Origin of the sequence: Candidatus Methylobacter favarea (assembly GCF_902806695.1) — a bacterium.
Taxonomy (GTDB): domain Bacteria; phylum Pseudomonadota; class Gammaproteobacteria; order Methylococcales; family Methylomonadaceae; genus Methylobacter_B; species Methylobacter_B favarea.
On record NZ_CADCXN010000043.1, the window covers coordinates 16,395 to 37,173 of the forward strand.

Genomic DNA, 20,779 nt, shown 5'->3' on the forward strand with positions numbered 1-20,779 from the left:
CTTTGCCGTGCTTACAGTAAGTTCCAGCTTCATTTTCAAGCCTCAGAACCAGATGAAGAAACGGCAGCTGAAATACCCGCGATTATTTTCATTGCTTTTCCCCGAAGTTTGCGAAAGATATAATTAAAACAATTTCAGTCTAGAGTTATCCAGATTCCATACAAATGAATTAAGTCACGTGTAGAGTGTGAATTTTTCATAACCTTAATGAGGAGTGAGGAAGTTGTTAGCACTTATTATTTAAACCTGAAATTTAAAAATTTATGAAGATCATGGATTTTAAAAATATTGCCTCAAAAATAAATTACTCTGGCATAGAAGCTTTACGTGCTGCTGCCCGGCATGGCCCGATTCAATGGGGATTATTTTGACTTTTGGCGAATGAGTATTCGTATAAAAGCTTTCAAAGCCTGTTTATCGGCCTTATTGATAGGGCTTATCGGAGGCGTATTATGCCTTACTAAAGCTGGACTTTACCTGGAAGAAGAATTGGGTTTGGCCTGGCTTTTTAAGATGCGAGGGCCGATGATTTCTCCTAAAGACGTCATTATCGTCAATATTGATAAATCTTCAGCGGAAATTTTGCATTTGCCGGAAGACCCGGAAAAATGGCCGCGCTCATACTATGCCGATTTAATTGAAAAATTAAACCGGCAAAATCCTGCCCTTATTGCCTTCAATATTTATTTTGGCGAAGACCGGGATTCTGACAACGACGCCAGGCTGGCCAAGGCAATGGCTGCGGGCAAGAACATAATCCTCAGCAATTATTTAAAGCAATATACCATTCCTGCTGCCGGCTCTTTTAGCGAATTCAGGTATGAACGCATCATTGATCCCATTTTCGTTTTGGACCATGCCGCGCTGGGCACGGCTCCTTTTCCGCTACCCAAAACCTCTTCCACGGTCAAGCAATTCTGGGCCTACAAAAAAAGCGCCGGCGATATACCTACGTTTCCCGTCACTGTCTTTCAATGTTATGTGTTTAAAAAAGCTTACCTTGAAATTTTACAATTACTTCAGCAGCTCGACCCCATCCTTGAATCTACATTGCCGGCGACTTTTGAGCAGCTTGCATCGGAATATAAAGCTATCGAAATCATTCAAAAAATACAATCAGCATTGGCAATAGAAACTAAATCGTTAGAACAACTTGACAGTTTATTAGCGAGGGCAGGATATTCATCCGAAAAGACCCGTTTAATGCAGGCCTGGCTTTCCTTATTAAAAAGCCCTGACAGCCTGTATTTTAATCATTATGGCAAAGGGGGAACAATTACTACCCTTCCCTTCCATCAGGTACTGGTTAGGGATATTTTGAATCCCAAAACTTTCAAGGATAAAGTCATACTGGTCGGCTACTCGGAAAATATCGAACCGGAAAAAAACCAGGGGCTTTATACCGATTTTTCAAACGACAACGGCGAAACCATCAGTTCTACGGAAATTGCCGCAACCGCCGTCGCTAATCTTGTAAATAATAGCTGGTTAAGACCTTTGCAGCTTCAGGATCAATTTTTGCTGATATTGCTATGGAGCTTCCTGCTATACGGCATTTGCCGATTATTTGTTTACAAGCTGGCGATAAGTCTGATTATTGCCTTAAGCGCAGCTTATGTGGCTGTCGCTTGTCTCCGCTTTACTATCGCGTTTGTCTGGATTCCCTTGTTCATCCCGATCATGTTGCAAGCACCCTTTGTATTGATTGTGGCGACCCTGTCGCATTTTCTAAAAAACAAGAAAGACCATCAAAACATGTGCAAGGCATTCAGCTTTTATCTGCCGGACAATGTGGTCAACAAAATAGCCCTTCAACCAGAGAAGGATGCCATGAATCATTATGGAGAATTAATGCAGGGAGTTTGCCTGGCAACCGATGCAGGTCAATACACGACGCTTTCCGAGACCATGGACCCTTTAGCGCTCAATAATTTAATGAATCAATACTATGGCGTGATGTTTGCCCAGGTAAAAAACTATCATGGCATTATCTCCGATGTCATTGGCGATGCCATGCTGGCTATATGGGCTACGCCATTGACAGAAACCCAACACCGAATCAATGCCTGCCATGCCGCCCTTGAAATTAAAAGGGCTATCGATGGCTTTAACCGGTCTCAGTCCCATCAGCTACCCACCCGCCTGGGCTTGCATTACGGCCAGATGCGCCTGGGTAATGTGGGGGCAATGGAACATTACGAATATCGCGCGGTCGGGGATATTGTCAATACCGCCACACGCATTGAAGGATTGAATAAACTGTTAGGCACGCATGTTCTTGTTTCCGCCAGTGTTATCGAAGGTCTGACCGGCTTTTTCACTAGAGAAATGGGCGTATTTATACTGAAAGGCAAAACCTTCCCTGTCATAATATTTGAACTGATTGCACGGATTGACCAGGTTGAATCGCACTGGCTTCCGTTAATAACCGCCTTTACAAAAGCTCTTAAACTGTTTCAAGCTTACCAGTGGCCAAAAGCGCTGGAAGCATTTCTTGCTATTGAAAAGGAGTATCCTGACGATGGCCCTACCCGTTTTTACATCAGTTATTTAAATCAAGGGCTAACTTTTCTGCCGGAAAAGCATGATGAGGAACAGGCTGCCTTCATCGAAATTGGCAATATTACCGATATGTTGCATTCCTAGCCTCAATATGCCTACAATGAAATTTGATGGAAATATTGTCGTGTCTGTTCTAGTTGGGGGAATTCTAAAACAGACCATAATTTTGGCTGCAACTCGAATAATTAAAAATGCACCGGAAGACAAGATCTTACTCTTTTTTTATTTTCCTGATAATGTCTCACTATCTTGAAGCGTCGCCGCTCTGTACTCAACCGGTAGCAAGAGTGGTGTCAGTTCAGGGCAAAGTTGACAGGCAAGCTTCAGGAAATTCCGAATGGCAGATTGTACAAACAGACGATACATTTTGTCCCGGCGATAAAATTCGTACGGAAAAGCGCAGTCGCGCCATATTGAGATTAAGCAATGAATCCCTTGTGACGCTGGATCAGAGCACAACGCTCCTTTTTTCAGAACCCGAGGAAAACACCTCCACCTGGCTGTTAAACCTGATTGACGGCTCGACCTTTTTCAGAAGCCGCCAGCCTCAGCGGCTGAAAATCCAGACCCCGTTCATCAATGCAGTGCATGAAGGAACAGAATTTCTGGTAACTGTTGACGATCAACAAACCAAAATTTCTGTATTTGACGGCCAGATTATGGCAGAAAATGAGGCAGGCCGGATTCAGATAAAAAAAGGCTTTTCAGGTATTGCTAAAAAAAACCAGCCGCCCCGCTTGCAGGCCCTGACGATAATTCCAGAAGATGCCGTGCAATGGACATTGTACTATCCGCCAATTATTGATTATCAGCACCTGACATCATCGATTTCCACTCCCTATCTGAAATCAGCATTAGCTGTATATCAGCAGGGCGACGTTTATCAGGCCTTGGCAATATTGGATGAAGTTCCTGCTTCCTACCAGGATTCGGAGTATTTAACACTGAAAGCGTCTTTGCTGCTTGCGGTAGGCCGTGTTGATGAAGCACTCAATAGCATTAATCAGGCACAGCGGAGTCAACATGGCCACAGCACTGTAATGGCATTGCAATCGGTTATTGCAGTAGCCAAAAATCACCCCCATTCAGCCTTGGAACTTGCACTGAAAGCCGTAGCACTTAACCCGAAATCATCGGTCGCAAAAATTGCCTTATCTTATGCATATCAGTCCTTGTTCAAAATTGAAGAGGCCTTGATAGCCACTGAACAGGCGACTCAATTGGCGCCTGATAATGCGCTAGCCTGGGCCAGGCTGTCAGAGTTGCAACTTTCGCTGGGCGATCATGACGGCGCTCTTGTTTCCGCTCAAAAAGCCCAAAGTCTTAACCCGAAATTGGCCAGAACACAGATCATTCTCGGCTTTGCCGATCTTGCCCAGGTTGATATTGACGCTGCAAAACGAGCCTTTGAACAAGCTATAGCTTACGATTCCTCTGATCCTCTGGCCAGGCTGGGTCTGGGTCTGGCAAAAATCAGGAAAGGAGCGCTTGAAGAAGGAACAAGAGATATTGAAACAGCCGTGAGTCTTGATCCCGACAATGCCGTTGCCCGCAGCTATCTGGGCAAAGCCTATTATGAATTAAGAAACAGGGACTACGCCGACACTGAACTTAACCTGTCCAAGGAAATGGATTCCAAGGACCCGACGCCCTGGTTTTACGACGCCATACTGAAACAAACCACCAATCGCCCGGTTGAAGCCTTGCACGATATGCAAAAGGCGATTGAGTTGAATGATAATCGGGGGGTCTATCGATCCAAACTGCTGCTGGATGAAGATTTAGCTGCAAGAAGCGCCGCACAAGGTCGGATATACAATGATTTGGGATTCCAAAGACTAGGTTTACTTGAAGGTTGGAATTCTGTTAATACTGACCCAGCGAATTATTCTGCGCATCGACTGTTAGCGGATAACTATGCTTCTCAGCCTCGACATGAAATCGCCAGAGTTAGTGAACTTCTACAGTCACAATTACTACAGCCAATAAATATCACCCCAATTCAACCGCAATTATCACAAAGCAACATATTAGTTGTGGATGGATTAGGCCCTTCAGCTTTATCTTTTAATGAATTTAACCCATTATTTGCGCGCAACCGTTTTGCACTGCAAACTTCAGGCATTTTTGGGAGTAACAATACCTGGGGTGAAGATGTAGTCCATTCTGGGCTATGGAATAAAGCTTCTTACAGTCTGGGACAGTTTCACTATGAAACGGACGGATTTAAAAAAAATAATTTTCTAAATCAGGATATTTATAATGCTTTTGTTCAGGGTGAAGTTACCAACTTTCTCAATTTGCAAGCAGAATATAGGCATGAAGAAAGAAAGAACGGGGATTTAAGTGTTAATTTTGACCCAAATGATTTTTCATCATCGTTTAAGGAAAATAGAAAAATTGATACCTATAGAATAGGGGGGCGTTATATTTTTTCACCTAAATCCTCTTTTATAGGATCACTCATTTACCAAGACGTTGATATTGTTCAAAAACAAGTTGAGGAACGATCGTTTTTTAATCGTATAACAAATAAAAATCAAATAGTTACTTTTATTAATGGTTCTCAAATTAAGCGTAGAGGATTCATCTCTGAACTACAGCATCAATATATTGACAATAAATATAGTTTAATTAGCGGATTTGGTCATATTGATCAAACAGTTGATCAAATTGACTTTGCTCTTATACCGGGAGGCCGTGACATTCCAAGTAAACCTGATATTACTAGAATCAATTTTTATAGCTATTTGAAACTTAATAACATTGACAAGGTTGCAGCCACACTTGGTGTTAGTTACGATACTCTAGAAATAAATAATTTGCTAAAACGCAGTCCTGTTAACCCAAAATTTGGTCTAGTCTGGAACCCTATTTCATCAACCACTTTTCGTGCGGCATTTTTTCGAGGAATGAATATTACCCGCACCTCAAATCAAACGATTGAGCCAACACAAATTGCTGGGTTTAATCAATTATTTGACGACCCTAATGGCACAGTAGCTTGGAGGTATGGTGCGGCAATAGATCACAAATTTTCAAAAAATATTTCTGCAGGTTTTGAATATTCAGAACGAAAGCTTGATGTTCCTATTGGCAGGTCTTCAGCTAACTGGAATGAACAACTTAGCAGGGCTTATCTATATTTAACACCATATAGCCTCGTTTCACTCAGTGTTGAATATTTTTATGAGCAGTTTAATCGACAAGAGAACCCCGCCGATACAGGTATAATTAATGTGAAAACTCACAGGGTTCCAGTAACAATTAATATATTTCACCCATCTGGATTATCATTAATGCTAAAAACTTCCTATGTTAATCAATCTGGAGTTTTCGAAAAAGGAAATGCCCCTCTATTAGGAAGCTCTGATTTTTATATTGTTGATCTTGATGTTAATTATAGATTACCTTCGCGCTATGGAATGATAAGTTTTGGCCTAAAAAATTTATTTGATAATCGGTTTCAATACCAAAGCAATAATTCTTTTCTAGGTAGTAATTCGAATGAAACACTTTTTGCTCTAGATAGGACATTGTTTACTCGAATAAAACTAGCATTTTAAATAGCCATGAAATTTACTTTTATCGTATATAAAAGAGAGAGGAAAGACCATGAACATAAAAGAAACCCTAAGAAGTCCACATATTTTCATAGAGCTATTACTATTTGTTATTATTATTGTGCTAGTTAATAGCAAATTAGATATAAAAGTCGACCCTAAAGGATTTGTAAAGAATATAGCATTAAATTATGCTTTAACAGGAGATGGAGCTGTTATTGTTTCAGACCCAAAAGGCAATGTTATTTTGCGCTCAGATCAAGATTCTCTAGATAAGCTTCATAGTATTTCTATATCTAGAATAGGTAATAAGAAAAATAATACTATTACACAGGGACTTTTTGAAAGTTTAATTCCTTCTGCTTTTGCAGGAGAGAAATATTTTCAATTTTTAACTAATGTTGACGGGCAAATTGCTTGTCGTTGGTATGATGATAATACTCCATGCTGATAGCTTTTTATTGGTTTCTAATAAACGAAGCCCATACATAAAACCTTCGTTTAGATTTTCCGGCGAAGGTTTCTATGATTTTTTGTTTAAGCGTGATAAGGGAGTCTATTAATGCGGTATGAAACGCTCCTACAAAACTACTCTTTCTTACCTATACTGAATAAGCCTATAATCCTTTTATACTACTTACAGTATAAAAGGATCAGCTATGCAGCAAGAAGTTTTCTTAAGTCTAAAAAAAATCCCTTTTCTTTCTAGGCTGCCTGATGAAGCCCTTAACGCTTTAGCGGCAAAAGCCAAATCGGTTAAATTTCCCAAACAAGCAGTCATTATTTCGGAAGGCGATGAGAGCAGCTCGCTTTATATTATTCTCGCCGGCAAAGTGCGGGTTTTCAGTAGTGATGAAAAAAGCAAGGAAGTGACCTTGCTTATTCAGGAAGCCGGTTCCTGTTTTGGAGAGTTGGCGTTGCTTGGCGATGAACCGAGATCGGCTTCTGTTGAAACACTGGAGAAAACGGTGTGCGGCATTATATCCAAGGATGATTTTAAATACTGGCTTGCCAGCCACCCGGATGTGGCAATTGGGCTAATACGCGCGTTATCCGAAAAGATCAGGCAGTTGACTGAAAAAGTCAAGCAGATGGCGCTGTCCAATGTCTATGAAAGAACTATAAAAGTACTTCAGGACATGGCTACTCAAGAAGGCGATATTTTCATTATCCATAATAAACCGACTCAGCAGGAACTCGCTAATATGGTGGGCTCATCGCGGGAGATGATCAATAAAATCATGAGAGAATTAACCAAAGGCGGCTATGTGGTCATTAAAGACAAGACGCTTAGAATCGAAAATAAACTGCCGGCATCGTGGTAGCTTTTAAGCATAGCCCTGAGGGTTTTTACACTGCCAGTTCCAGCTATCCGCAATCATATCATCCAGCTTCTTTTCAACTTTCCAATTAAGTTCTTTTAAAGCTAATTCAGGATTGGCAAAACATTCGGCAAGATCCCCTGCTCTTCTGGGGACAATTTTATAATTCACTTTCCGGCCGGTTACTCTTTTAAAAGCTTCTATAATTTCCAGAACGCTATAGCCTCGGCCTGCGCCCAGGTTATAAGCTCTGCATCCGCCGGATGCGAATTTTTCGCTTTCCAGCGCTTCTATGGCTTTGAGATGGCCTTTAACGAGATCAACTACATGAATATAATCCCTGATGCCCGTACCATCCCGTGTCGGGTAATCATTTCCGAACACCGGTAATTGGGCTAATTTACCGATGGCAACCTGCAAAACGTAAGGCATCAGGTTATTGGGAATACCGTTTGGGTCTTCGCCAATCAAGCCGCTTTCATGGGCTCCTATGGGGTTAAAATAACGCAGCAGGGCAATTTTCCAGGGTAATTTAGCCCGTATGATTTTATCGGCCGCCGACAAATCCCTTAAAATATCTTCAATCATGGCTTTTGAGCGGCCATAAGGATTAATGGGGCCCAAAGGGGAATTTTCGGAGTACTGAACGGAAGCAGACTCACCGTATACAGTAGCGGAAGAACTGAAAACCAATTGCCTTACCTTGGCCTCAGCCATTACCTCAGCCAGCACCATGGTTCCGTAAACATTGTTATGATAATAATTCAGCGGCTGTTCACAGGACTCGCCTACGGCTTTCAAGCCGGCAAAGTGCATCACCGTTCTTATCGGCTCTTTCGAAAAAATCTCCGCAAGCGATTTTCTATCACGTATATCAGCTTGATAAAAAGACAAAGGCTTGCCAGTGATTTTCTCTACCCTGGCCAGGGATTCGGATTTGCTGTTGGATAAATTATCCACCACTACCACCGGATAACCGGATTGCAGCAGCTCCACGCACGCATGACTGCCAATATAACCGGCGCCGCCGGTTACCAAAACTGTATGTTTAACCATGCCGCCTGCCTTTATTCAAGTATTTTTAATTTTATCAGATGAACGCGCCGGGTATCGGCTCGAATCACTTCAAAGCGCATTCCGTCTATCATTAAGCTGTCGCCTTTTTTTGGCATATGGCCTAGCTGGCTAACAATAAAACCGCCAACCGTATCATATTCATCCGTGGCAAAATGGGTGGAAAAGTAATCGTCAAATTCTTCGATAGGCGCCAGCGCCTTTATCATATATTCATGTTCATTGCGCTGGGAAATATAGCCCTCGTCTTCCTGATCGTCATGTTCATCCTCGATTTCACCGACAATCTGCTCTAACACATCCTCAATGGTGACCAGGCCGGCGGCCTGACCATATTCATCAACGACAATAGCCATATGGTTGCCGTTCGTGCGCAACTCTTTCAATAACACATTCAGCCTCTTGCTTTCAGGGACAATACTTGCAGGCCGCATTACTTCCTGGACTTTAAGAGTTTTGTTGACCAGGGCATGCGCTAATAAATCCTTGGCCAATAGGATACCGACCACTTTACTGCGGTCATCTTCAATGACCGGATAACGCGAGTGGCCAAATTCTGTAACCAGCGGAAATATCGTTTCCAGTTCAGCTTCTTTGGGCACTACGACCATTTGAACACGAGGTATCATAATATCCCTAACCCGCATTTGCGATACCTGCAAAACGCCTTCTATCATGGACAAGGCGTCGGTGTCCAACAATCGTTTTTCGCGAGCTTCTCTTAGTATTTCAAGTAAATCCTCCAGATCTTGCGGCTCCCCGGTCAGTAAATGGCTGATTTTATCAACCCAGCTTTTCTGCGGGGAGTTTCTACTTGGGGGGTACTCATCACTCATGTGTTTTTACCTCTGCATAAGGATTGCTTATCTTCAACTTCTTCAAAATTGCTATCTCCTTGTTTTCCATTTGCTCGGCTTCGTTTTCATCGATGTGATCATAACCCAGCAAATGCAATACGCCATGCACAATCATATGGGCCCAATGATGCGCCAATAGTTTCTGTTGTTCCAAGGCTTCTTTTTTTACTAGCGGAGCGCATATTACCAGATCACCGAGTAAATCCAGCTCGATGCCATTCGGCACTTCAACGGGAAAGCTTAGAATATTTGTCGGGCCCTGTTTGTGGCGATATTGCTGATTAAGCCGGGCGCTTTCCTGTTCATTGACGATGCGAATGACGCAACTGTGGGTCTTCCTGGAACCCGCCAGCACCGCATCAACCCAGCGTTGAATTTGACGCCGGCCGGGTTGATCCTCTGATTTATAAATGGTCTGAATGGCTATCTGATTCATGTGCTGAATTGGTTTTTTTCTCATACGCTTCATATGCAGAAACTATGCGTTGAACCAATGGATGCCTCACTACATCCCGTGCATTAAAGAAAGTAAAACTGATGCCTTCAATATCTTTTAAGACCTCAAGCACATGCCGTAAGCCGGACATTTTTTCTGACGGCAAATCGACTTGGGTAATATCGCCCGTTACGATTGCCGTAGATCCAAAACCCACACGGGTAAGGAACATTTTAATCTGCTCCATCGTGGTATTTTGTGCTTCATCGAGAATAATAAAAGCGTCATTAAGCGTTCGGCCGCGCATAAAAGCCAGCGGCGCAACCTCTATAACGCCCCGATCTATCATCTTTTCAACTCGCTCGAAGCCGAGCATTTCATACAAGGCGTCATACAAAGGCCGCAAATAAGGATCGACCTTCTGCGCCATGTCGCCTGGCAGAAAGCCGAGTTTTTCCCCGGCTTCTACCGCCGGACGCACCAGAATGATTTTCCTGACTTTTTCGTTTTGCAGCGCTTCAATTGCGCAGGCCACGGCCAGATAGGTTTTACCGGTGCCGGCAGGGCCCACCCCAAAATTGATATCATGAGATACAATTTTTCTCAGATACTCTTGCTGGTTATGGCCCCGGCCCTTTATAAGTCCGCGTTTTGTTTTAATACTAATGTTTTGCTGGTCGGTCGATTCCGGAGCCTCTAAAATTTCATCTATAGAAGAATCTTGCATGGCTAAATGAATAAGTTCTGAAGTAAGCAGTTCATTTTCCGTACTTTCAAATAATTTTTTCATAACGGCACAGGCGGCTTTCACTGATCCATCCAGACCGGTCACTTTAAACTGGTTGCCACGATTGGCAATTTCAACCTTAAGGCGCGCTTCTATTTGGCGTAGATGGATATTGGTTTGACCACAAAAATTGGATAATCTGCCGTTATCGGCGGGAAGCAGGAAAATTTCGTGGGAAATCATGAAAAGAAAAAATCAATAATTGATAATTTTTTTAATGGAAGCATCAACGATACGACCTCTTAAAGAGTTAGGCAAAGCTTCGGTAATTAATACCTCGACAAACTGTCCAGCCAGGCGGGGATGGGCGGTAAAATTTACCACCCGGTTATTTTCGGTTCTACCCTGCATTTGTAAAGGATTTTTCCTGGATTGCCCTTCCACTAAAATCGTTTGCACCGTATTAATCATACTGGTTGAAATGGCTGCCGTCATTGCATTGATGCGCTTCTGAAAGCGTTCCAGACGCTGCTTTTTGACCTCGGCAGGTACATCATCGGGCAAAGCCGCGGCGGGCGTGCCGGGCCGTTGACTGTAAATAAAACTGTATGACAAATCAAAACCGACTTCTTCAATAAAAGCCATGGTTTCTTCAAATTCTTTGTCGGTTTCACCGGGAAAGCCGATAATAAAATCCGATGACAAATAAATATGAGGGCGCACCGCACGCAGTTTGCGTATGATTTCAATATAATCAGCCCGAACGTAGCCGCGCTTCATCAGTTTTAAAATATGATCGCTGCCGCTTTGCACTGGCAAGTGCAGATGGTTGACCAGCTGCGGAATTTCGGCAAAGGCCTCAATCAGGCTATCAGTAAATTCAACCGGATGCGAGGTAGTAAAACGAATGCGGTCTATGCCCTCTACTGCTGCCACATAATGCAGCAATAACGCGAAATCGGCGATATCGCCATCCTCCATTTCACCCCGGTAGGCATTAACATTTTGCCCTAATAAATTGATTTCCCGGACGCCCTGTCTGGCCAATGCCCTAATTTCAGCAATCACATCGTTCAATGGCCGGCTGATTTCCTCGCCCCGCGTGTAAGGCACCACGCAAAACGTGCAGTATTTACTGCAGCCTTCCATCACCGAGACAAAGGCTTTCGGGCCTTCTGCTCTGGGTTCAGGTAACGCGTCAAATTTTTCTATTTCGGGAAATGAAATATCAACGACGGATTTGTGTTGATTGCGCACCTGATCCAGCAGTTGCGGCAGGCGATGGATGGTTTGCGGGCCAAAGACTATATCTACAAAAGGCGCTCTTTTTTGCAGAGCCGCTCCTTCCTGGCTGGCGACGCAGCCGCCTACGCCAATAATCACTTCCGGGCGCTTGTCTTTAATCATGCGCCATTTACCCAGCGCTGAAAAAACTTTTTCCTGGGCTTTTTCACGTATCGAACAGGTATTCAGCAATAATACATCGGCCTGTTTAGGATCATCACACATTTCAAAACCATGTGAAGCATGAAGTACATCCCGCATTTTATCGGAATCATACTCATTCATCTGACAGCCGCTGGTTTGAATGTACAGTTTTTGCGTCATATTGTAGTCAGGTAAATCATTAAAAAATCACTGAGCCTTTGCCCCCTCGCTAACGGGTTAATGGAAATGAATTGCGATATTGCCGCCGAGTTAATAATATAAAAGCCTGCAATTATTGGCAAGCGTTTAATAGTGGGGAGCTATTATAACCTGACTCCCGCTTCATCAAGCAACACCTCAACCCTTCAAACCTGAAATCTGATCGAAAATTTACTTGATAAACTAGTGTAATGCATTCTTGCATTACCATAATCTATAACCTTTTAATGGTTGCAATAACGCCAAATTTTGGATGATCCAGATAATAAATCTCATTCAGCTGTATCGGCTGTTTTTGATTTAAGCGGTAAATAACTGGCTCAGAATAAAAGCTGTTAACTGAACTATCACGCTGGCCGGGCGTATATTCCAGATCAACAAGCAGTTGCAAGGTTTTACCGCGTTGAATTTGCAAATAACCATTCAATTGGCCATCTTCACTTTTTATATGGACAGGCGCGCCGGGATTATTTTCCCCGATTGACTGTATCCAGGCTATATGCAAAACAGGCCGATAAGCCGGGACTTTTGATATGGCCGCATAACCGCCGTCAAGCACCCCTCTCTCGCTGTGCTTAAGCTCGGCAAGTTCAGTTAAAGCCGCCGGCCATTTTATCTGGCTTTCTGTCTGATCAAACACCTCGGTATCAGGCATGGTCTGGGCAAAAGCGATCAGCTCGATTTGATATTCGCTGGCTTCAGCCCGCAGATTATGGCTGAAGATAATCAATAAGAAAGCCAGACTATAAGCAGTTATATTTATTATTGGCACGGTATGCTTTCCGGTTTTCAGCGGCGTTTCTGTTAATGCTTGCCGCAGCTCGATATATTCACTATGTTTTTATTGCTTTCACTTATACTTCATTTTACCGGAATTGGAAGAAACTGCGACCATTTAGTCTCGCCTCCGGCTTCGTCCTGAGTCGGCAAGGCTGATGCATGCCATCCTCCCCCCACGGCTTTGACAAGAAGAACGGCAGCGTTCAAGCGCTGGCCCAGAAGTTCCACGGCCAATTTTTCATTCGTGAAAGCTACGGCCTGAGCCGTCATGACATTCAAGTAGCTTACCGTCCCGGCCTTGTACTGGTTCAGAGTTAACCGGACTGTTTCCCGGGCCGATGCCACGGCTTTGTTCTGGACTTCCATTTCCTGTTCAAGAATGCGCAGTGCGGCCAGATTATCCTCCACTTCCTGAAAACTGGTCAGAACCGCCTGCCGATAAGCGGCCACGCTGGCATCATAGGCATGGATGGCTTCATCCATTTGAGCGCCGCGCGCGCCGCCGTCGAACAGGGTAAACGCTGCGGCCGCAGGCCCTAAAGCCCAATACCGGGCGGCCGCCGTCAGTAATTTGGAAAGCTTGCTGGTCTGGAAGCCATTGGTGGCGGCAAGACTCAAGGTGGGAAAATAAGCAGCCTTGGCTACGCCTATTTGGGCATTGGCGGCGGCGGTTTGACGCTCCGCAGCTGCAACGTCAGGTCGCCTTTCCAGGAGTTCGGATGGAATACTGACCGGGATCAGCGGCGGCAAGGCATCCAGCGCAGAGACAGTTATGCTAAGCTCGGCCGGGGCCTTTCCCATTAATAGCGCAATGGCATGCTCGAACTGCGCCCGCTGCACTCCGATATCAATGGCTTGCGCCTGCGCGGATTGAAGCTGCGTTTCAGCCTGAACCACATCGGTTTTGGCGGCCATGCCCGCGGCATAACGATTTTGAGTGATTTTCAAAGTTCTTTCATAGGTGCCGACGGTGTCATTCAGAAGTTTTTTCTGCGCATCCAGCGCTCGCAGCTGGAAATAGTTTTGCGCTAGCGCGGCCTGGGTGGACAGCCGCAGCGCTTGCAAAGTGGCGGCGCTCGCTTGTGCGCTGGCCTCACTGGATTCCACCTGTCTACGCACACCGCCCCATAAGTCCGGCTCCCAGGCCGCGCTCAAGGCTACCCCGAATAAATACCTTACTCCGGAAACGGCCACGTTCTGGCCGCTTGCGGCGCGAAAACGATTAACGGTTGCGGTAGCGGCAGCGGTAGGAAAATACGCCGCTCTTGCCGTCTGCACAAGCGCCTGGGCTTGCCGGTATTGGGCTTCCGCCTGGGCCAACGATTGATTGGCAATATCGACTTGCTCCTCCAGCGTATTTAAATACGGATCCTTGAATATTTCCCACCAGCGGCCGGGAATCTCGTTATCGCGCGGCTGGGCTTGCTTCCAGCCATTCAACTCTTTGAATGCGGCGGGCGCCGTTGCAGGCGGGCGTCGATAATCAGGGCCGACGGTACATGCCGAAATCAACACAGAGGCAAGAATTAAAAACCCGTGTGACATCAAGCAGCCGCTTATGAGGCAGTTATTCATGGCCGCTCCAGGCGGGCGGCTAATTGATCCGAAGTACGGCTGCGAAAGCGCCGGCGGCCCCATAACCGAAAGCGATCCATGTACAGATAAACCACCGGTGTAGTATAGAGAGTAAGCAATTGGCTGACCATCAAGCCGCCAAAAATGGAAATGCCCAGCGGCCGGCGCAATTCCGCCCCGTAACCGCTGCCCAGAGCAAGCGGCAGAGCCGCCAGCAGGGCTGCAAAAGTCGTCATCATGATTGGTCTAAAGCGCATGAGGCAGGCGGTGAAAATGGCTTCACGCGGGCTCTTGCCTGCGGTGCGCTCTGCATTCAGGGCAAAATCAATCATCATGATGGCGTTCTTTTTGACAATGCCGATAAGCAGGATCACGCCGATCAGGGCGATAATGCTGAATTCGGTTTTAAACGCCAGCAACGCCAGAATCGCTCCGACCCCGGCTGAAGGCAACGTGGAAATTATCGTCAGAGGATGAACATAACTTTCGTATAAAATACCCAAGACAATGTAAATAGAGGCTAAAGCCGCGAGAATCAGCCAGGGCTGATTTTGCAGTGATTTTTGAAAAGCCTTGGCCGATCCCTGAAAACTGCCATGTACCGACTCAGGCACTCTTAGCTGCTGCATCGTCTGGTCAATTATTGCCGTTGCCGCCGAGAGTGAAACGCCGGGCTTGAGGTTGAATGAAAACGTTGCTGCGGCAAACTGGCCCAGATGGTTTACCGATAAAGGCGTAGTGGAAGGGCCGTAGCTTGCAAAAGCGGACAAGGGTACTTGAGCGCCCGCGGGAAGCAAGGGGCTGGGCGGAACGCTGACATATATTTTCTTTAGGATATCCGGATTCTGCCAATATTCAGGCGCCGCCTCCATAACCACGCGATACTGGTTGAGTGGATTGTAGATCACCGAAACCTGCCTTTGGCCGAAGGCATCGTTTAGGGTGGAATCGATAAGCGCCTGATTGACTCCCAGCCGTCTGGCTTCATCGTGGTCTATTTGCAAGGTGATCTGCTGACCTTTCTCCTGCTGGTCGGTATTGACATCGACCAGTTCAGGGCGGCGAGAAAGCGCTGCCAGAATCCTGGGCATCCAGGTTCGAAGCTCCGCAAGACGTTCGGCTTGCAAGGTATATTCAAACGTAGCCGCCGAGCCGCGGGCGCCGATGCGCAGATCCTGTACCGGCTGCAGAAACAGGCTGGCGCCCGGTTCATGCGCGAGTCTGGCGCGCAAGCGCACCATGATTTGATCCACCGACTCCTGGCGTTCATCCAGAGGTTTGAGGGTAACGAATATGCGTCCGGTATTAAGCTGCTGCCCGCCGGTAAATCCTATCACATTCCGTACTGCAGCATCTGCGCGCACAATCTCGACGAAATCGGTCAGTTTCTGCTGCATGGCGCGCGATGAGATGCCTTGATCGGCCTGTATGGTGCCGGCCAGTCTTCCGGAGTCCTGGGAAGGGAAAAAACCCTTGGGCACAATTACATACAGATAGACATTCAAGGCTATCGTGCACAGCAGCAGCACGATCATCAGGACTCCATGATCCAGCGCCCAATGCAGCGTTCGCTCATAGCCGGCGGACAGGCGATTGAAAAATCGTCCGCTCAAATGATAAAGCCGTCCATGTTTTCCGGGTTCGGCAGGCGCCAGCCAGTGGGCGCAAAGCATGGGCGTTGTGGTCAGGGAAACCACGAGTGAAACTATCACCGCCACAGAAAGGGTGACGGCGAACTCTCGAAAAAGGCGTCCGACTACGCCTCCCATCAACAAAAGAGGAAAGAACACGGCGATTAGCGAAAGGCTCATGGAAAGCACCGTGAAGCCGACTTCTCCTGCGCCTTTCAGGGCGGCCTCCCGGGGCGCCATGCCTTTTTCTATATAACGCGAGGAATTTTCCAATACGACAATAGCATCATCGACTACAAAACCGGTCGCAATGGTGAGCGCCATCAGCGATAGATTATTTAAACTGTAGTGGCATAAATGCATTATCGCGAACGTGCCTATCAGGGACATGGGCACTGCGACAACCGGAACCAGCGCCGAACGCAGATTGCGCAGGAACACGAACACTACCGCGATGACCAGGGCGACAGCCAGCAGCAGGCTCAGCTCAACTTCGTGCAGGGAAGCGCTGATCATTCCCGCCCGATCCATAACCACAGAAAGATCAATTGCCCCAGGAATAGAAGCCTGCAGCTGGGGCAGCAATGCCTTTACGCCATTAACCGTGTCGATGATGTTGGCGCCGGGCTGCTTGCTCAGGATTAGCAATACCGACGGCTTGCCATCCTTGAGGCCCGCATGACGCAGGTCTTCCACCGAATCAACAGCCGTGCCCAGGTCGGAGATGCGCACTGCCGCCCCGTTACGGTAGGCGACAATGAGCGGCAGATAATCGTTCGCTGTTTTGGCTTGATCATTGGCGTCAATCTGCCAATAGCGCTCAGCCTCTTCGACAGAACCCTTCGGACGGGTGACATTAGCCGCGGCGATTGCAGAGCGCACCTCTGAAAAGCCGATGCCGTACCTGGCGAGCGCAGCCGGGTTAAGTTCAACCCTGACTGCCGGCAGAGAACTGCCGCCGACATAGACCTGGCCTATGCCCTTAATCCGGGATATTTTCTGCGCCAGAACCGTTGAGGCGGCGTCGTAAAGTTGACCGCGGGTATGAGTATCCGAAGTCAGGGCTATAATCATGATCGGCGCATCGGCCGGATTAACCTTGCGATAGCGGGGACGGCTTGGCAAATTGGCCGGCAGCAAACTGCTTGCCGCGTTTATCGCGGCCTGGACATCGCGCGCGGCGCCATCGATGTCGCGGTCGAGATCAAACTGCAAGTTAATGCGGGTAGTGCCGAAGGAGCTGGCGGAGGTCATTTCGTTGATGCCTGCGATATGGCCCAGGGAGCGTTCCAGCGGAGTCGCCACTATAGCTGCCATTGTCTCCGAGCTCGCGCCCGGCAGCGCTGCCTGCACGGAAATTGTCGGGAAATCGACTTGAGGCAAAGGCGCAACCGGCAATTGAAAGAAGGCAAGCAAACCGGCCAGAACCACCCCCAGACTGAGCAGTGTTGTGGCGACGGGCCGGAAGATGAACAGTGACGATAAGGTCACGGCTTGACCTTGCCAGCATTTACACGATCTTGAAGAAGTTCGGAATGGCCGCTCAGACGCCTGGACAGATTATCGAAAGCCAGATAGATCACCGGCGTCGTAAATAATGTCAGCAGCTGGCTCAGGATTAATCCGCCCACCAAGGTAATACCCAAGGGATGGCGCAGTTCCGAGCCCTCCCCTGTACCCATCATCAAAGGGAGAGCGCTTAGCAAAGCCGCCATTGTCGTCATCATGATCGGGCGAAAACGCAGCAGACAGGCCTGGTAAATAGCTTCCGGCGGGGATTTGCCTTCCCGCCGTTCCGCCTCGAGGGCAAAATCAATCATCATGATGGCGTTTTTCTTGACAATGCCGATAAGCAAAATAATGCCGATGATAGAAATAATGCCCAGATCGGTGCCTGACAAAATAAGCGCCAACAGGGCCCCGACGCCCGCCGAAGGCAAGGTTGAAAGAATGGTGACCGGATGTATATAGCTTTCGTAGAGCACGCCCAGCACAATATACACGGTTATGATGGCAGCCAGAATCAACCATAAAGTATCCGAGAGCGAAGCGCTGAAGGCAAGCGTCGCACCTTGATAACTGGTTTGAATGCTGAGTGGCAGACCTATCTCCTGTCGGGCCGCTTCAATGCTGTTGACGGCATCTCCCAGCGCCACTCCCGGCGCCAGGTTGAAGGATATCGTTGCCGCTGGAAATTGTCCCAGATGATTAATGATCAGGGAAGCGGGCTGTTCAGTTATACTCGCAATGGCCGACAGCGGGACTTGCGTCCCGTTCGATGAAGCTACACGGATGTGGTTTAAAGCATGAGGCCCTGCCCGAAATTCAGGACGCACTTCGAGCACAACGCGGTACTGGTTCGACTGGGTAAAAATGGTGGAAACCAGCCGCTGACCGAAGGCATTATACAAGGCGTTATCGATAGCGGCGGTAGTAATGCCCAGGCGGCTTGCGGTCTCGCGATCGATAGCCACAAATACCTGAAGTCCCTGCTCCTGAATATCGCTGACCACATCGGCAAGCTCGGGATTTTGGGAAAGCCGGTTGACGAGTTGCCGGGTCCAGCGGCTTAACTCGGCCGGATTAGCAGTCTCCAGGGTAAATTGATATTGCGTTCGGCTAACGCGGTTTTCGATCGTAAGATCCTGAACGGCTTGCAAAAATACCTCAATACCCTGCACCTTGGATAATTTGGGCTGCAATCTTCGGATCACCTCCGAAGCGCTGATATGGCGCGCAGCCAGCGGTTTTAACGAAATCAACAGGCGCCCGCTGTTAAGCGTCGGATTAGTGCCGTCGACACCGATAAAAGAAGAAACGCCGGCCACTGCCGAATCCTCCAGAATCAATTTTGCCAGGGCCTGCTGCCGTTCCGCCATAGCCCTGAAAGAGATTGTTTGCGGCGCTTCGGAAATACCCTGGATAACGCCGGTATCCTGGATCGGAAAAAATCCCTTAGGCACGAATACATATAACAGCACGGTAAACGCCAGCGTTATCATCGCCGCCAGCAGCGTCGCGCGCTGGTGTTGCAGCACCCGGTCCAGCATCCTGCTGTAGCCTTGGATAGCCTTGTCGAAAAACCGCCCGCTGGCATGGTAGAACCGGCCGCTCCGCGCTTCGGCGACAGGGCGCAGCATTTTTGCGCACATCATCGGCGTCAGGGTAAGCGAAACGATGCCGGAGATAAGAATGGACACAGCCAGGGTAATGGCGAATTCGTGAAACAAACGGCCGACAACATCGCCCATAAACACTAGCGGAATCAGCACGGCAATCATAGATAGCGTCAGCGAGATCACGGTAAATCCGATTTGTTTTGAGCCCTTGAGCGCCGCTTGCAGAGGCGACTCGCCCTGTTCGAGGTAGCGGGTAATGTTCTCAATGACGACAATCGCGTCGTCCACTACAAAACCGGTCGCAATGGTAAGCGCCATCAGGGTCAGGTTGTTGATGCTGAAGCCTGCCAGATACATTACACTGAATGTGCCAATCAGCGACAATATGACGGCGACGCCGGGGATAACGGTCGCGGAAGCATTGCGAAGAAACAGAAAAATCACCAGCACCACGAGCGCGACGGCAAACAGAAGTTCGATTTGCACGGCCTGCACCGAGGCGCGTATGGTCGTGGTGCGGTCGGTCAACGGCACTACTTCAACAGCGGCGGGCAGCGTTTCCTGCAATTGCGGCAGCAGCTGTTTGATGCGGTCTACCACGTCGATAACATTGGCGCCCGGCTGGCGCTGAATAGTGACAATAACCGCTGCTGTGCCATTGGCCCAGGCCGCAAGTCTTATGTTTTCAATGCCGTCCCGGGCCTCAGCGACATCAATCAACCGCACCGGACTGCCATTGCGGTACGCAATAATGAGCGACTCATATTCCGCCGCCGAACGAAGCTGATCATTAGCATCAATGATGGCTGCCCGGCTCGGCCCGTCAAACATGCCTTTGGGCTGGTTAACATTGGCAGTGGCAATGGCTGTACGCAGGTCATCGAGGCTTAAACCGTAAGCCGCGAGCGCTGTCGGATTGGCCTGGATGCGAATTGCCGGCCGCTGACCACCGCTGATGCTGACCAGGCCGACGCCGGGCAATTGCGCCAGTTTTTGAGCCAGGCGCGTATCTACCATATCTTCCACTCGGGACAGAGGCAGCGAATTCGAGCTGACAGCCAGGGTCAGAATCGGCGCATCGGCCGGATTGACCTTGCTGTAGATCGGCGGCATTGGCAGGTCGGCAGGCAGAAAATTGCTGGCCGCGTTAATGGCCGCCTGCACTTCCTGCTCGGCGATGTCCAGATTCAGGCTTAAGTCGAACTGAAGCACGATTACCGATGCGCCGCCCGAACTGGAGGAGGACATCTGGTTAAGGCCGGGCAGCTGGCCAAGCTGACGCTCCAAAGGCGCAGTGATTAAAGAAGTCATCACCTCCGGGCTGGCGCCGGGATACAGCGTCACTATCTGGATAATCGGATAATCTACCTGAGGCAGGGCTGAAATCGGCAGGGCCCGATAGGCAATAATGCCGACGAGCAGAAGCGCCGCCATTAACAGTGAAGTGGCAACCGGCCTCAGGATGAAAATGCGTGAAGGATTCATC

Annotated in this window: 13 protein-coding genes; 4 read left to right on the forward strand and 9 right to left on the reverse strand. The window is 47.8% G+C overall.

Translation table 11 applies throughout. The features are described from left to right. Positions 1–381 precede the first annotated feature (381 nt). From HUX64_RS03830 to HUX64_RS03845, 4 genes are all read left to right on the forward strand, one after another. Positions 382–2,646 (forward strand): adenylate/guanylate cyclase domain-containing protein, encoded by a 2,265-nt coding sequence (locus HUX64_RS03830; protein WP_174624917.1) that lies wholly within the window; start codon positions 382–384, stop codon positions 2,644–2,646. A 152-nt stretch (positions 2,647–2,798) separates the two neighbouring features. Then, on the forward strand, positions 2,799–6,128 hold the full coding sequence (locus tag HUX64_RS03835) for a FecR domain-containing protein (RefSeq protein ID WP_174624918.1): 3,330 nt from the start codon (positions 2,799–2,801) through the stop codon (positions 6,126–6,128). Between the two features lie 49 nt (positions 6,129–6,177). Next, entirely contained in the window at positions 6,178–6,576 is a 399-nt protein-coding gene (locus HUX64_RS03840) for a hypothetical protein (RefSeq protein WP_174624919.1), read from the forward strand. A 208-nt stretch (positions 6,577–6,784) separates the two neighbouring features. Continuing rightward, the gene (locus tag HUX64_RS03845) at positions 6,785–7,450 is read left to right on the forward strand and encodes a Crp/Fnr family transcriptional regulator (protein WP_174624920.1); all 666 of its coding nucleotides are present in this window, start codon (positions 6,785–6,787) and stop codon (positions 7,448–7,450) included. 3 nt (positions 7,451–7,453) lie between these two features. Here the strand turns inward: HUX64_RS03845 and galE are convergent, their stop codons facing one another. From galE to HUX64_RS03890, 9 genes are all read right to left on the reverse strand, one after another. After that, entirely contained in the window at positions 7,454–8,503 is a 1,050-nt protein-coding gene (galE, locus tag HUX64_RS03850; protein WP_174624921.1) for a UDP-glucose 4-epimerase GalE, read from the reverse strand. An 11-nt stretch (positions 8,504–8,514) separates the two neighbouring features. Beyond that, on the reverse strand, positions 8,515–9,357 hold the full coding sequence (locus HUX64_RS03855) for a CorC family transporter (protein WP_174624922.1): 843 nt from the start codon (positions 9,355–9,357) through the stop codon (positions 8,515–8,517). After that, positions 9,350–9,814 carry an rRNA maturation RNase YbeY gene (gene ybeY / locus HUX64_RS03860; RefSeq protein ID WP_174624923.1) on the reverse strand — a complete coding sequence of 155 codons (465 nt, stop codon included), beginning with the start codon at positions 9,812–9,814 and terminating at the stop codon, positions 9,350–9,352. The genes HUX64_RS03855 and ybeY overlap by 8 nt, the downstream gene beginning before the upstream one ends. Next, the gene (locus tag HUX64_RS03865; RefSeq protein WP_174624924.1) at positions 9,783–10,784 is read right to left on the reverse strand and encodes a PhoH family protein; all 1,002 of its coding nucleotides are present in this window, start codon (positions 10,782–10,784) and stop codon (positions 9,783–9,785) included. The genes ybeY and HUX64_RS03865 overlap by 32 nt, the downstream gene beginning before the upstream one ends. 12 nt (positions 10,785–10,796) lie before the next feature. Beyond that, positions 10,797–12,149: a tRNA (N6-isopentenyl adenosine(37)-C2)-methylthiotransferase MiaB gene (gene miaB, locus HUX64_RS03870; protein ID WP_174624925.1), complete on the reverse strand. Its 1,353-nt coding sequence runs from the start codon at positions 12,147–12,149 to the stop codon at positions 10,797–10,799. 253 nt (positions 12,150–12,402) lie between these two features. Next, entirely contained in the window at positions 12,403–12,960 is a 558-nt protein-coding gene (locus HUX64_RS03875; RefSeq protein ID WP_174624926.1) for a CsiV family protein, read from the reverse strand. Between the two features lie 89 nt (positions 12,961–13,049). After that, the gene (locus tag HUX64_RS03880; protein ID WP_281355253.1) at positions 13,050–14,543 is read right to left on the reverse strand and encodes an efflux transporter outer membrane subunit; all 1,494 of its coding nucleotides are present in this window, start codon (positions 14,541–14,543) and stop codon (positions 13,050–13,052) included. Next, positions 14,540–17,665, reverse strand: a complete 3,126-nt coding sequence (locus tag HUX64_RS03885; protein WP_174624927.1) for a multidrug efflux RND transporter permease subunit — start codon at positions 17,663–17,665, stop codon at positions 14,540–14,542. Before HUX64_RS03885 ends, HUX64_RS03880 begins: the two co-directional genes overlap by 4 nt. Further along, complete coding sequence (locus HUX64_RS03890) at positions 17,662–20,778, reverse strand: MdtB/MuxB family multidrug efflux RND transporter permease subunit (RefSeq protein ID WP_174624928.1); 3,117 nt, start codon at positions 20,776–20,778, stop codon at positions 17,662–17,664. Before HUX64_RS03890 ends, HUX64_RS03885 begins: the two co-directional genes overlap by 4 nt. Position 20,779: the final 1 nt, after the last annotated feature.